Genomic DNA, 14,050 nt, shown 5'->3' on the forward strand with positions numbered 1-14,050 from the left:
AATATAAAACATGAAATCTTAAATTTAAAATTACGGAGGTAATGGAAATGGCTAATACAAATGCATTGGGTATGATTGAAACAAAAGGTCTGGTTGGAGCTATCGAAGCGGCAGATGCGATGGTAAAAGCAGCAAATGTAACGCTGGTTGGTAAAGAATCCATTGGCGCAGGTCTGGTAACCGTTATGGTCAGAGGCGATGTAGGAGCAGTTAAAGCAGCTACCGATGCAGGAGCAGCTGCAGCAGAACGCGTGGGAGAACTGGTATCTGTGCATGTAATACCCCGCCCGCATACAGAAGTAGATGTAATTTTACCCCACCAGGTTGAAAGAGCGGCAGGTACCTTTTCCGAAGAGGCTTAATAACCATGGAAGAATCAAGAGACAAAATCCGCAGAATCGTTACCGCAGCGGTCAGTCAGGCAATAAATGGAAAACCAGAGCATATGACGCATTTAAGAGGAGAAGAGCTTGTCTTCAAGGACCATCCGCGAATTGCGTTCAGAGGGGCAATTGATTCTCTGGAATCTGAAATCATTCTTTTTCAGACATTGACCGAGAAAAAGCAGCTTCACAGGATGACACAGGATCTGGAAGAAATTATCAAGACCATACGGTGGACTCTCCGGTGTGAAGTCTCAGGAGAGCCGGTGGGTGAAATATTGATGCAGGGTCTGAATACGGATGAAATGCGGGCACATTCCCATCATCCAAGCCAGTACTATGGGATGAAACATTTCCTGCCGACCTATCAGCATGGCGAAATCGTGGCATATTTAAACCGCCTTCGTACAAAAGCCAGAGAAACTGAATTGGCGGCATACCGGGCTTTTAAAATGGAATCAGGGGATGTGGAAAGGGAAGATATAATCCGGGTCTTAAACAGGCTTTCTTCTCTGTTTTGGATCATGATGTTCAAATACCTAACGGGAAAATATGAAGAAACAGATCCGCAAATGTGTAAAGTGTGAAAGAGGTACACTTTCACAATGCTAATTTAAGCATATCGCAGGCAGGATTGTAATATGCAAGGAGGCAGTTTGAAAGAAAAGCGCTTTCAAACTACTTATTAAGGCAGTATCGCAGGCAGGCCTGGGATATGCAGGAGGTATCACTATGAATGAACTTGTAGATAATATCGTAGAAGCAGTTGTCAGGGAACTTCGCCAGAAACTGATGGTGGAAGTTGAGGCTTCCGGGAGGCACGTGCATTTATGCAGGGAGGATGTGGACGCGTTATTTGGAAAAGGCTATCAGCTTACCAGAGTACGTGATCTTTCCCAGCCAGGGCAGTTTGTGTGCCAGGAACGCATTTCGCTGACAGGTCCGAAAGGGACGTTAAAAAATGTTGTAATTCTGGGGCCTGAGAGGAAAGAGACCCAGGCTGAGATCTCTATGACTGACGCACTGGTATTGGGAATAAAACCGCCGGTGCGCTTAAGCGGAGATATCGCGGGTACGCCGGGAGCCATTTTTTCTAATGGGGACAGGCAGGTAGTAAAGGATAAAGGCGTAATAGTAGCAAAACGCCATATGCACATTACTCCGGAAGATGCCGCCCGTTTCCAGGTCAAAGATGGACAGGCGTTGAAAATAAAGGTATTTGGCAGCAGGCCGGTTATATTTGAAGATACTATAGCCAGAGTCAGTAAAGATTTTGACACGTATGTTCACATTGATTATGATGAAGCCAATGCCTGTGGGTTTGAAAAAGGAACTTTCTGCAGAATTGTACACTAGAGTGTATTTTAAAATTCATTCCTGCCATCTGCACACCCCACTTTGCGGCATATTTGCCCCGAATTCAGGTTGCGTAGCCCGCTACGCGCCCTTCATCCGGGACAAATCTACCACAAACTGTGACACACATCTGTCAGAAAGCAATTTTCAAACACGCTCTAGAGTGTGTTTTGCCATGTTTGAATATGCTCAAAGGAAGGGAAAGAGCCTATGGATGAGAAAGTTTTAATAGAAGAAGTGATTCGGGAATTAAAGCGTAAAATTGGCCAGGACTGTATGAAAAATGCAGCCGGAAGGTCAGCTATGGTATTGGGCGTACTGCCTGAGGGCGAAGAAAAAGCTTTGAAAGCTGCGTATCAGATCATCCCGTTTTCGGAGGCAGAAAGCTGCGATATCTATGTATTGGCACAGATGCCGATAAAATTAATGGCTGATCTGGTTCTTGGAATTCCATCAGAACCGCAGGCTGCATGTATCTTACGGGCATTGCTGGAAGGAAAACGGGTATATCTCCTGGAGTCCGGTCTGGAATACCGGAGATACAAAGAGACAGCATACAAGACTTTATATCATCTCTATCAGGAATATGAAGCTGCTGTTCAAAGATTTGGGATAGAACTGATCAGCTATACGTCAGAAATAGCAAAAGAAAACCGCATACAACCAAGACCTGAAACAGAGGACTATGTGGATCTGAGCGGCCTTCGCCTCTTACGGGAATCGGACCTGATAAAGGTTCGGGGAACCGGCAGCATCACTATATTGCTGGGGCAAAATACGATTATTACACCGCTGGCCAGAGATTACATTTCGAATCACAATATGGCGGTTATAAGAAATTAAGGGGTGAGGGTTTGGAAATTGGCAAGGTAATAGGAAATGTCTGGGCAACGAAAAAAGATGAAGGGATCAACGGGCAAAAGCTTTTGGTTATCGATATCATGAAAAGATCCAGGCAGGAAGATGAGTCATTTATTGTTGCAGCCGATGTAATCGGAGCAGGAGTTGGTGATATGGTACTGGTTTGCCGGGGAAATCCCGCACGAATGGTAGTAGGAGATGGAAAAACTCCGATAGATGCAGCAGTAATAGGAATTATAGATTCTCTGGATATCCAGGAATCTGCAAATAACAATGGAGGTGTTCAAAATGGGCATCAATGAGATCATTATCTATATTATGGTATTTTTCGCCGCATTAGGCGCCCTGGACCGGATTATCGGCAACCGGTTTGGCCTGGGGGAAAAATTTGAAGAAGGTATTATGGCGATTGGCGCCCTGGCAGTATCCATGGTGGGTATTATTGCGCTGGCACCGGTCATTGCGAATCTTTTAAAACCGGTTATCGTACCGCTGTTTGGATTTCTGGGCGCTGACCCGGCTATGTTTGCCGGATCGATTCTGGCAAATGATATGGGTGGAGCGCCACTTGCAGAAGCCTTGGCTTTAGATCCCAATGCTGGAAATTTTGGTGGTTTGATTGTAGGGGCTATGCTGGGACCTACAATTGTATTTACCATTCCGGTTGCACTGGGAATTATTGAAGAGTCTGACCGGAAATATCTGGCGACGGGTGTTCTGGCTGGAGTCATCACCATTCCCATCGGTTCCTTCGTTGGAGGACTTGTAGCAGGGTATTCCATTGGAATGGTACTGCGCAATCTGATTCCAATTATTATCTTTGCCCTTCTGATTGCTCTGGGACTCTGGAAATTTGAAAATGCCATGGTAAAAGGATTTACTTATTTCGGTAAATTTGTTGTGGCGGTTATTACTTTGGGACTGGGTGTGGGAATCATCGAGCAGTTGACGGGAATTGTCCTGATCAAAGGTATGAATCCTTTAAGTGAAGGATTTACCGTAGTTGCAGACATCGCAATTGTGTTGGCAGGTGCGTTTCCACTGGTTTATGTAATTACCAAAGTATTCAAAAAGCCACTGATGAAGCTTGGAAAAGTACTTGGGATGAATGACATTGCAGCAGCAGGATTAGTAGCCAGTCTGGCAAACAGTATTCCTATGTTTGGAATGATGAAAGATATGGACAACCGGGGAAAGATATTAAATGTGGCGTTTGCCGTATCGGCAGCCTTTGTTTTCGGTGATCATCTGGGATTTACCGCAGGATTTAATTCTACTATGATTTTTCCAATGATTATTGGAAAACTGGTAGGAGGGATTACAGCGGTAATGGTAGCTGTTTTTATTTCTAACAGGACATTAAAAGAGGATCATTCAGGACAGGCTTCTGCAAAGTAGAATGATTATAGAAGGAGAATGCCGTCAATGGATATAAATAAAGAATCAATCGAGCAAATGATTGCCCAGATTCTGGCAGAAAAATTAGGACAGATGGGGCAGCTGACAAAAGATAATCAAAAAGAGACAGCCGGTAATATAATAAAGGTTAAAGTTCCGGCGGTAAAAGTGGAACCTTCCGACCGTCTTGATACCGGGAAAGGAACAGATCAGGTCTATACACATGATCTGTTTACATTGCCGGAAAGTCCCAGACTTGGATGCGGAATTATGGAGATGGAGAAAACTACTTTTGACTGGACATTAAATTATGATGAAATAGATTACGTAATCGAAGGTTCCCTTACGATTATTGCCAATGGGAAAAGTGTAACAGCGGGCCCGGGTGAAATAATACTCATTCCCAAAGGCTCCAAAATTCAGTTTTCGGTGCTCCAGAGTGCCAGATTTCTATATGTGACCTATCCGGCTGATTGGGCAGATCAGGGATGAACTTGTGGAAGTAAAGAATTTTCACATTTATCATCCGGGCAGTGTGGTAAGCGGGATTGTGATCTACAGAGAGGTGCAGGGATGAACCAGAGAGAAATATTTCTGGAAATGCAGACCCATATGATAGAAGATGAAAACCCGTCATCTTATTTAAATGAAATGTATGAAAGAGGTTTGTTTAAGGACTACCCCTTTCAAATGCTTTATGAACTCCGCAATACAGAGCAGTCGCCAATATATCATCCGGAAGGAAATGTATGGATTCATACGATGCAGGTTATTGATGTAGCGGCAAAAGTAAGAAAGCGGAGCAGGGATCCCAGAGTTTTTATGTGGGCGGCCCTGCTTCACGATATTGGAAAACCCTCTACAACGAGAATGAAAAAGGGCAGAATCACTTCCTATAACCATGACCAGGCAGGTGAGCAGCTGGCAAGGGAATTCCTGTCCTTTTTCGATGAAGATAATAATTTTATAGAAGCAGTATGTGGACTGGTGCGCTATCACATGCAGATTTTGTTTGTGGTGAAAGGGCTGCCCCATGCAGATCTGGAAGGAATGAAGAAAAGAACAGATCTGCAGGAAGTAGCGCTCCTTGGCCTGTGTGACCGGTTGGGAAGGGATACGCAAAATAAAGAAGAAGAAGAAAAAAACATCCGGCTTTTTATAAAGAAATGTTTAGATGATTAAGGACGCTTTGTATAGGAGGGTAGTAGTCGTACTCCCCCGTCTACAAAGTGTCCTTTTTTCAAAAAAACCATTTTTTTGCTTTGTGTGTTGACAAAACTGATGTGCAAAGGTACAATAAATTTAAAAGAATTTAAATTTATTTAAAAAATTAAAGGACAATTGTGAAATAATGTATGTTATTTCTTTTTATTAAAATCGCATTAGTGCGTCATAGGAGGTTTTTATGAGGGTGAAGGCTAAGGATATTGCAAAGGAGCTTGGGCTTTCTACAGCTACGGTTTCCCTGGCAATTAATAACCGTCCGGGTGTAAATGAAGATACCAGGAGAAGGGTATTGGATTATCTGGAAAGTAAGACAGCGGAGGATGAGTCCGCAGGTGGAAATGAAAAAATTATCCGCATGCTTGCTTTTTTGGAAGACCGGCCATATTGGGACAGTTCTGAGAATACCAGGACGTACATAACGTTCGAACAGGCATCCAGGCGGGCGAGGGAATACGGATATAAGATGGATCTGGTAAATGTAATCCGGGGAAAAGATGATATTGGAGCGTTTCTGGATGAATGTATCCGGGATAATGTGGCAGGTGTCTATGTGAATGCAGCCTATATGGAAGAGGATGATTATGCCAGCTTCCTGAATTTTAAAATACCTTTTGTGGTCTGCGATCAGGATTTTAATGATCTGCATACAGACAATATTATGCTGAATAACCATCAGGGAGTCATAATGGGATTGGATTATCTCTATAAAAACGGGCATCGTGATATCCTCTATTTCCGCAATACAAATAATTTTTATAATATGTACGAACGCCGGGAAGCTTTTAACCGGTTTATGGAGAAAAAGGGACTTCAGAGCCGGAGAAATGAAAGAATTGTGGATATCGGAGGGGGAACCCAGGAAGCTTTTGAAGGCATGCAGCGTTACATAGAAGATAAAAAACATATCCCAACGGCTATCTTTTCGGAAAATTATGAGGTTACGATCGGGATCAGTAAAGCTTTGGAAAATAACGGTTATAAAATACCCGATGATATTTCAATTGTGGGTTTTGATACGATTCCGGACACTGCCCTCATGGATTATCAGCCTACCTGCATTTGTGCCTTGCATGACAGAAAGGCTTATGTGTCCATCGACAGGCTGGTGGAGCGAATCCAGGGGGATGTGGAAGAATCCGTTAAGATCTATGTGAATACAGAGCTGATTATTGGGGACAGTGTCCGCTGTTTATAGAACATAAGCAAAGTAATATGTTTTTATTGACATGTGATATAAAGTATAGTAGTATAAAATATAGCAGAGAGGTAGAGGAAAGGAAAAATGGCAGCAATAGATCTAATTGTGTTAGGAATGATTAAGCAGAGACCACAAAGTGCATATGATCTGCAGAAAAGTGTGGAGTACCGCAATATTTCCAGATGGGTAAAAATCAGTACGCCATCGATATACAAGAAAGTGGTCCAGATGGAGGACAAGGGGTATATTAAAGGAAATGTAATGAAGGATGGAAAAATGCCGGAAAAATCTGTTTATATGATTACGCCGGAAGGCGATGCATATTTCGAGAAACTTATGGAGAAGACGGCAATGCAGTCGGTAAGTATTTTCCTGGATTTTAATGCTGTTATTATGAACCTGGATTTCGCAGCGCCTGCAAAAAGAGAAGAATTGCTGGAACATATCCGGGAAGGAATCTCAGACCTGAAAGAGGTGATTGGGGAAAATTCGCAGAAGCGTACCCATATCCCAATGACAGGACAAACAATATTGGAACAACAGTATCTGATGGCATCTTCCATGGAAGCGTGGATTTTGAAATTTATGAGAGAATACCTGGACAAAGATGCAGATGGAGAAAAAAATTTGGAAAATGAATGAAAATTTTAAGGAGGTATTTTTATGCATGAATCAAGATGCGGCGTTTGCTGCAATTCCTGTGAAAGAAAGGACAAAGTGGCATGCAAAGGATGTTTGAATATGGAAGGACCTTTCTGGGGCGGAACCTGTGAGGTGAAAAGCTGCTGTGAGAAAAATAAATATGATCATTGCGGTGTCTGTCCGGAATTCCCATGTGAGGTATTATCTAATATGGGAAAAGAACAGGGATTCGATCCTACTATTAAGATAGAAAAATGCAGGGAGTGGAGCACTTTTTGACGGCCCGCGGACATTCGCTGTGAAATCCAGATGGTTTTCGCAGCTCAGCCGCCTGGTATGGAACATGTAATTATCTCACACTCCATCTTTCAGAGATGCGGCTGCTTGAAACAGAGCCGGATTGATATGGCAGTAATGATAGGATATCCCAATGGAGCAGCTTTACGAAGATCTGGAATACCTGGATAATATTATACAAAGGCACCAAAGCCTATTGATTTTTTTATTGGCATAGCATATAATATAACATAATTACAAAATAATAACAGCAGTATTAAGAGAGGGAAGAACAAATGGACGACGCCGATAGCGACGCTGACCGACCTTTATTTTATTATTTTAATCGGTTTATAAGTAAATATGAAAATAAAAATGGACATAACCTGTATTTGTGAAGTACAGGCTATGTCTTTTTGTGTATTTTTATATGATTATGACAGAAAGAATGGGGCGGAAGCTGTATGATGGAAGTGAAGCTAATGAAAACAGGGAACATATCTGAAGGAGGATTTTATTAGATGGATAGTAACAGTGTGTCACTTATAATTATTGTAATTTGTATTATAATGTCTGCGTATTTTTCGGCTACAGAAACAGCTTTTTCTTCTCTGAACCGTATTCGAATCAAAAATATGGCGGAAAAAGGGAATAAAAAGGCGGCTCTGGTGTTAAAGCTGTCCCAGGATTATGACCGTTTGTTATCTACCATTTTAATTGGCAATAATATAGTAAATATAGCGTCGGCATCGCTTGCTACCGTACTTTTTGTAAAACTATTGGGAGAGGACCTGGGTGCCAGCATATCTACAATTGTTACGACTATAGTAGTTTTGATTTTTGGTGAAGTTTCCCCAAAGAGTATAGCAAAAGAGTCACCGGAAAAATTCGCTATGTTTTCAGCCACCATATTGAATTGTTTTGTCTGGATTTTAACGCCTTTTAACTTTCTTTTCCGCCAGTGGAAGAAACTGTTGTCGAAGATGTTTAAAAATTCAGAGGACAGAACAATTACAGAAGAAGAACTGCTGACAATTGTAGACGAAGCAGAGCAGGAAGGCGGAATCGATGAGCAGGAAAGTACGCTCATACGAAGTGCCATTGAATTTACGGAAATAGAGGCTATTGATATTTTTACACCCAGAGTGGATGTGGTTGGCATACCTCTGGATGCGGCGAAAGAAGAAATCGCAGGTGTTTTTGCAAGGACAGGATATTCAAGGCTTCCGGTTTATAAAGAAGACATTGACCACATTGAAGGAATTGTGTATCAGAAGGATTTCCACAATCATATTTATCACACGGAGCAGGAATTGGCTGCCATTATCCGACCGGCTTTGTATACCACTAAAAATAAGAAAATAGGTATTCTGCTTAAGGAGCTGCAGGCGGCGAAATCCCATATTGCAGTTGTGATTGATGAGTTTGGAGGAACGGTTGGTATTGTAACACTGGAAGATATATTGGAAGAACTGGTTGGTGAAATATGGGATGAACACGACAAGGTTGTTCATGAAATGGAGCAGACCGGACAGGACGAATACGTTGTGATTGGCTGTATGAATGTTGAAAAGCTGTTTGAAGAACTGGATATGGAACAGGAATTTGAAGTGGTATCCGTCAGTGGCTGGGTAATGGAGGAACTTGACCGAATTCCAAAAGAAGGGGACTGTTTTTCTTATAAGAATCTGGAAATTACAGTGCTGCAGATGAAGGAAAGGCGGGTTGAAAAAGTCCGGGTTAAGAAAATATAGAAAAAGGAGGCTTCCCTATGTGTGGAAGATATTATATAGATGATGATACGGCAAGAGAAATGGAAAAAATAGTCCGTCAGGTAGATGCAAAGCTGTGGAAAGAATATAGTTCCAGAGATATTTGTCCCACAGCTGCTGCACCTGTTATCCTTGGGAGAGAGGAAGAATTTGCTGAAGAAATATTCACCTGGGGATTTTTGGGATTCGATAAAAAAGGTGTAATTTTTAATGCCAGATCCGAGACGGCTTTGGAAAAGAGAATGTTCCGGGAAAGCATATTGGTCAGAAGATGTGTGATTCCTGCGAAACGTTTTTATGAATGGGATGCTCATAAGAATAAGTTTACGTTTCAGAGAGAGGACGGAAAAATATTGTTACTTGCAGGATTTTATAATCTGTATGAAGGACAGGAACGTTTTGTAATTTTAACCACGGATGCGAATGAAACAATGAAACCCGTACACAGCCGGATGCCCCTGATACTGGAAAGCGAGGAGCTCAGGGACTGGATCTTTGATGAATACAGGGCAAAGGAGCTTCTGCATCAGATTCCCGCACGTTTGAAAGGCAGTTCGGAATATGTTCAGCAGACCTTGGATTTCTTATAGATAATCCAGTATTTACCTGTTTACATCCTATATATGTTCTTATAAGATGAAAACAGGAGGCGAACATATGTTTGAAAAACTAATCTTTCACGTAGATGTAAACTGCGCATATTTGAGTTGGGAAGCCGTATACCGTTTAGAGCATTTGGGAGCTGTACAGGATCTGCGTACAATTCCATCTGCTGTGGGCGGGGACAGTAGCAAGCGCAGGGGAATTATATTGGCGAAATCCATTCCTGCAAAGAAATACCGGATACAAACAGGAGAAACTATTGCAGAGGCCCGGGTGAAATGCCCGGAACTGGTGTTGGTTCCTCCTGATTTTGAATTGTATGAAAAAGCATCTGCAGCGTTAATGAATATTTTAAGGGATTTCACTCCGGTTGTGGAACAATACAGTATCGATGAAGCTTTTTTAGATATGACAGGTACTCAGGGATTTTGGAAAGATCCCATAGAAGCAGCCTGTTCCTTAAAAGACCGGGTATTCCGGGAATTAGGGTTTACCGTAAATGTTGGTATTTCTAAAAATAAAGTTTTGGCGAAGATGGCATCCGATTTTAAAAAGCCGGATATGGTACATACTCTTTTTCCCGAAGAGATATCTGTGAAAATGTGGCCGCTGCCGGTGTCAGATTTATTTTTTGTGGGCAGGGCAACCACGAGAAAATTAGTACAGTTAGGCATACGGACAATTGGAGAACTGGCGCATACAGATTTGCAGATTTTAAGAGACCATCTGAAAAAGCATGGGGAGGTTATCTGGGGATTTGCAAATGGAATAGATGTATCGGTAGTAGAACCGGTGCCGCCCCCGAATAAGGGTTACGGAAATTCTACAACGATACCCTTTGATGTAGTGGATGGAAAAACGGCAAAGATGGTTTTGCTGGCACTTGCGGAAACTGTGGCGGCAAGGCTTCGCCATGACGGTGTAAAAGCAGAAATAGTGGCAGTGGGTATTAAAAATTATGAACTCCACTACGAATCCCATCAGTGTATTTTGCCGGAGGCCACAGATATCACGCTGGAAATTTACCATGCGGTAGCGAGGCTGTTTGATGAATTGTGGGATGGTGTGCCGATACGGCATCTGGGTATTCATACAGGAAGGATACATGAACAGGATTACATCCGTCAAATGCAGTTGTTTGATCCAATCGATTTTGAAAAGTTGGAAAAGCTTGACGCAGCTGTAGATCATATCAGAAAAAGATACGGATTAGATGCTTTGAAACGCGCTGTATTTGTACAGACCCCCATAGACCACATGGAGGGTGGAATTGGGAGAAAGTACAAAAAATAGAAATTAATTACGGATGCTGTCAGGAAGTGGTAGTCATGGTATCCGGTTCTGACTGGGATGACTGCAGTTCTTTCGTAAGTCGTACTGCCCGTCTGAAAAAAACGAACCCAAGGATAAACATAATTGCAAGGGCACCCACACCCAGATTTACCTTACCGGTAATCTGGCTGATGATACTTACCAGAGTGGTTCCAAGAAAAGAGGCTCCTTTTCCGCAGATATCCAGAATACCAAAGTATTCGCCGGATTTATCGGGAGGGATAATCTTGGCAAAGAAGGAGCGGGACAGTGCCTGTACCGTTCCCTGAAACATGCCGACGCATATAGCTAATATCCAGAACTCTAACTGGGAATCCAGCTGCATTGCAAACAGGGTGATGCCCAGATATGCTGCTATACAGATGGATATGAGCCGGGTAGTATCCTGCTTTTGTGCAATCCGTGCAAAGATAAGAACACAGGGAAAAGCAACGATCTGTGTCAGTAAAAGAGCCAGTAAGAGACCGGTGGTATCAAGACCCAGTGAGGTACCATACGCTGTTGCCATATCGATGATGGTGTACACACCATCGATATAAAAGAAAAAAGCCAGCAGGAACATAAAAATATGCTTTTGGCGTTTCATATCTTTCAGGGTTCTAAAAAGCCTTCCAAAACTTTCTTTTGCAGCATTGCCTGATTTTTCTACATAATGTATCTGTCTGTAATTTTTAATCAGAGGCAGGGAAGAAACCAGCCACCAGACTGCCACAATGCAAAAAGCCATAGCCATTGCCTGTGTCATGGTGAGTCCCAGCTTACCTGCACCCAGTACCAGACCGAGACTTGCAATAAAAGGGATGCAGCTTCCGATATAGCCCCAGGCATAGCCATGGGAAGATACTCTGTCCATACGTTCAGATACCGTAATATCGGTGAGCATAGAGTCATAAAAAATATTTGCTGAAGAATAACCAACTTTAGTGATAATAAAAATTCCCAGAAACCAGATCCAGGAGTGAAGGAAACCAAGAATAATACAGCCTGCAATTCCGACGCCAATGGAAAGGATAAAGAATTTTTTCTTATAGCTCCTGGTGTCTGATATCGTTCCTGCAATTGGACCGATCAGGGCAACTAAAATGGTAGAAATGGATGCAGCATAACCCCAGTAAGCAAGATAATTGACAGACGAAATATTGGCGTTGTCAGCGAGATAGTTAAAATATATAGGGATGATGGTAGAGACGAGCAGAATAAATGCAGAGTTTCCCACATCATATAAGATCCATTGCTTTTCTAAGGCAGTCAATTTAAATTTCATAGAAAGATACCTCTCTGTTATGGTTTGTAAGGGCGGATAGCCCTGGAAGTTCACTTGAAAGTTTCTGGAATAAGATAATTCTTGTGCCGCCATAAAAATTATAGGAAATGGATGTAAAGTTTTCAAAAGTCAAGGGTAAATTTCTTGTAAAAAATCCGGTTAAATAAAAATCTCTTTCCGTTGGGGCTAACCTTTTGGAAAAGAGATTTTTATATTCTTAAACACGTTCCAGAGCGTGTTTGAAAATTCATTCCTGCCATCTGTACGCCCCACTTTGCGGCATATTTGCCCCGAATTCAGGTTACGTAGCCCGCTACGCGCCCTTCATCCGGGACAAATCTCCCACAAACTGTGACGCACAGCTGCCAGAAAGCAATTTTAAAACACGCTCTAGGCTTCTTCTCTGTCGTTGGTCAGCTTCAGCTTATCAAAGATATAGAATAAAAGGGATAAAATCATACCAACGATACATGCAAGTACCATACCTTTTAATTCTACATTACCAAGTGTAAGTGCCGCCCCAGAGAGTCCGGTGACAAAGACTACGGAAGTCAGTGTCAGGTTACGGCTTTTGCCGTAATCTACACCGGCATCTACCATGATACGGATACCGGAAGTTCCGATCATACCGTAAAGCAGGAATGAAATACCGCCGATAACGGGTCCTGGAATGGTGTTGATTAATGCGGACATCGGTCCGATGAAAGAGCACAGGATCGAGAGCACGGCAGCACCGCCGATTACGCGAACGGAGTATACTTTTGTCATAGCCATTACACCGATATTTTCACCATAAGTAGTAGTAGGTACGGAGCCTACAAGACCGGATAACATGGTAGAGAAGTTATCGGCAAATAAAGAACGGTGAAGTCCCGGATCCTTTAGCAGGTCACGGCCAATGATCTTGCTGGTTACAACCTGATGCCCGATATGCTCAGAAGCAATTACCAGTATAACCGGAAGCAGTATCAGAACAGCTTCAGCCTTAAAGTGCGGAAGCTGGAAGCTTGGCAGGGAAATAAAGGGTGTTGCAAGTGCTTCCTTAATAGTGCCAAGGTCAATTACATTGAAAATGACGGCTGAAATATAACCGGCAATAATGGAGATCAGGATTGGTATGACTGCCAGGAACTTTTTGAAAAGTACATTTCCGAATACCGCAACTCCTAATGTGATTAAGAATACTATCAGGTTATTCATTGCTACCGGAGTAACCGTCTGCTCATACAAGCCGGATGCCTGATCCAGAGTATAAGATGTAGATGATAAAATTCCGGCGTTAGAAGCAGCCGTTCCAGCCAGTTCCAGTCCGATCAGGGCTACCACAGGACCCATGGCTGCCGGCGGCAGAACGATGTCAATCCACTTTGTCCCAAATTTGTAAATGATAAATGACAGGATACATCCGCATAAACCGACGATAACAAAACCGCCCAGGGCGTATGAGTACCCCCATTTGGCAATTACAATACCAGCGGGTGCAAGAAAGGCAAAACTAGATCCGAGATATGCAGGAGCTTTCCCTTTTGTAATAAGGATAAATAGCAGAGTACCGATACCATTGGTAAGCAATACGATTGCGGGGCTGATTCCAAAAATAAATGGAACAAGCACAGATGCGCCAAACATGGCAAACATGTGTTGAATACTCAGAGGAGCAAGCAGTTTAAATGGTACCTTGTCCTCAACTTGAATGATCTTTCTTTCGTTCAAGAAAATTCCCTCCCTGTTTTATGAT

General features: G+C 42.6%; 19 protein-coding genes. 14 read left to right on the forward strand and 5 right to left on the reverse strand.

Going from position 1 to position 14,050, the window contains the following annotated elements; translation table 11 throughout:
* The first annotated feature begins 47 nt into the window (after positions 1-47).
* The 3 genes from QR40_RS13190 (at position 48) to eutD (ending at position 1,739) form a co-directional block, all read left to right on the forward strand.
* Entirely contained in the window at positions 48-362 is a 315-nt protein-coding gene (locus QR40_RS13190) for a BMC domain-containing protein (RefSeq protein ID WP_027296493.1), read from the forward strand.
* Positions 363-367: 5 nt separating this feature from the next.
* Complete coding sequence (locus tag QR40_RS13195; protein WP_052378022.1) at positions 368-970, forward strand: hypothetical protein; 603 nt, start codon at positions 368-370, stop codon at positions 968-970.
* Between the two features lie 145 nt (positions 971-1,115).
* Positions 1,116-1,739: an ethanolamine utilization phosphate acetyltransferase EutD gene (gene eutD, locus QR40_RS13200; protein WP_027296494.1), complete on the forward strand. Its 624-nt coding sequence runs from the start codon at positions 1,116-1,118 to the stop codon at positions 1,737-1,739.
* Positions 1,740-1,803: 64 nt separating this feature from the next.
* Here the strand turns inward: eutD and QR40_RS33665 are convergent, their stop codons facing one another.
* The gene (locus QR40_RS33665; RefSeq protein WP_394910230.1) at positions 1,804-1,869 is read right to left on the reverse strand and encodes a DUF6783 domain-containing protein; all 66 of its coding nucleotides are present in this window, start codon (positions 1,867-1,869) and stop codon (positions 1,804-1,806) included.
* Positions 1,870-1,949: 80 nt separating this feature from the next.
* On the opposite strand from QR40_RS33665, the gene QR40_RS13205 reads away from it, so the two are divergent.
* From QR40_RS13205 to QR40_RS13255, 11 genes are all read left to right on the forward strand, one after another.
* Positions 1,950-2,582: a hypothetical protein gene (locus QR40_RS13205; protein ID WP_044295468.1), complete on the forward strand. Its 633-nt coding sequence runs from the start codon at positions 1,950-1,952 to the stop codon at positions 2,580-2,582.
* Positions 2,583-2,593: 11 nt separating this feature from the next.
* Entirely contained in the window at positions 2,594-2,902 is a 309-nt protein-coding gene (locus tag QR40_RS13210) for a EutN/CcmL family microcompartment protein (RefSeq protein ID WP_044289731.1), read from the forward strand.
* On the forward strand, positions 2,889-3,998 hold the full coding sequence (eutH, locus tag QR40_RS13215) for an ethanolamine utilization protein EutH (RefSeq protein WP_027296496.1): 1,110 nt from the start codon (positions 2,889-2,891) through the stop codon (positions 3,996-3,998). The genes QR40_RS13210 and eutH overlap by 14 nt, the downstream gene beginning before the upstream one ends.
* A gap of 27 nt (positions 3,999-4,025) precedes the next feature.
* Complete coding sequence (locus QR40_RS13220; protein ID WP_044289732.1) at positions 4,026-4,490, forward strand: cupin domain-containing protein; 465 nt, start codon at positions 4,026-4,028, stop codon at positions 4,488-4,490.
* Positions 4,491-4,571: 81 nt separating this feature from the next.
* On the forward strand, positions 4,572-5,180 hold the full coding sequence (locus QR40_RS13225) for an HD domain-containing protein (protein WP_027296498.1): 609 nt from the start codon (positions 4,572-4,574) through the stop codon (positions 5,178-5,180).
* A gap of 223 nt (positions 5,181-5,403) precedes the next feature.
* Positions 5,404-6,420 carry a LacI family DNA-binding transcriptional regulator gene (locus QR40_RS13230; RefSeq protein ID WP_044295470.1) on the forward strand — a complete coding sequence of 339 codons (1,017 nt, stop codon included), beginning with the start codon at positions 5,404-5,406 and terminating at the stop codon, positions 6,418-6,420.
* An 87-nt stretch (positions 6,421-6,507) separates the two neighbouring features.
* Positions 6,508-7,065: a PadR family transcriptional regulator gene (locus tag QR40_RS13235; RefSeq protein WP_044295471.1), complete on the forward strand. Its 558-nt coding sequence runs from the start codon at positions 6,508-6,510 to the stop codon at positions 7,063-7,065.
* A 21-nt stretch (positions 7,066-7,086) separates the two neighbouring features.
* Positions 7,087-7,344, forward strand: coding sequence for a DUF3795 domain-containing protein (locus tag QR40_RS13240; protein ID WP_027296501.1), 258 nt, complete (start codon positions 7,087-7,089; stop codon positions 7,342-7,344).
* Positions 7,345-7,862: 518 nt separating this feature from the next.
* A complete protein-coding gene (locus tag QR40_RS13245) occupies positions 7,863-9,095 on the forward strand; it encodes an HlyC/CorC family transporter (RefSeq protein ID WP_044295472.1) in 1,233 nt (410 codons plus the stop codon).
* Positions 9,096-9,112: 17 nt separating this feature from the next.
* The gene (locus QR40_RS13250) at positions 9,113-9,703 is read left to right on the forward strand and encodes an SOS response-associated peptidase (protein ID WP_044295473.1); all 591 of its coding nucleotides are present in this window, start codon (positions 9,113-9,115) and stop codon (positions 9,701-9,703) included.
* 67 nt (positions 9,704-9,770) lie between these two features.
* Positions 9,771-11,009 (forward strand): DNA polymerase Y family protein, encoded by a 1,239-nt coding sequence (locus QR40_RS13255; protein WP_044295474.1) that lies wholly within the window; start codon positions 9,771-9,773, stop codon positions 11,007-11,009.
* Between the two features lie 19 nt (positions 11,010-11,028).
* Here QR40_RS13255 and QR40_RS13260 read toward each other — a convergent pair whose 3' ends face one another.
* From QR40_RS13260 to uraA, 4 genes are all read right to left on the reverse strand, one after another.
* Positions 11,029-12,312 (reverse strand): MFS transporter, encoded by a 1,284-nt coding sequence (locus QR40_RS13260; RefSeq protein WP_044289733.1) that lies wholly within the window; start codon positions 12,310-12,312, stop codon positions 11,029-11,031.
* 209 nt (positions 12,313-12,521) lie between these two features.
* Entirely contained in the window at positions 12,522-12,608 is an 87-nt protein-coding gene (locus QR40_RS33670; RefSeq protein WP_334295875.1) for a DUF6783 domain-containing protein, read from the reverse strand.
* On the reverse strand, positions 12,609-12,689 hold the full coding sequence (locus QR40_RS33680) for a DUF6783 domain-containing protein (RefSeq protein WP_465231368.1): 81 nt from the start codon (positions 12,687-12,689) through the stop codon (positions 12,609-12,611). It lies immediately after the preceding gene.
* A 13-nt stretch (positions 12,690-12,702) separates the two neighbouring features.
* The gene (uraA, locus tag QR40_RS13265) at positions 12,703-14,025 is read right to left on the reverse strand and encodes a uracil permease (RefSeq protein ID WP_027296505.1); all 1,323 of its coding nucleotides are present in this window, start codon (positions 14,023-14,025) and stop codon (positions 12,703-12,705) included.
* Positions 14,026-14,050 lie beyond the last annotated feature (25 nt).

Origin of the sequence: Robinsoniella peoriensis, assembly GCF_000797495.1 — a bacterium.
GTDB lineage: Bacteria > Bacillota > Clostridia > Lachnospirales > Lachnospiraceae > Robinsoniella > Robinsoniella peoriensis.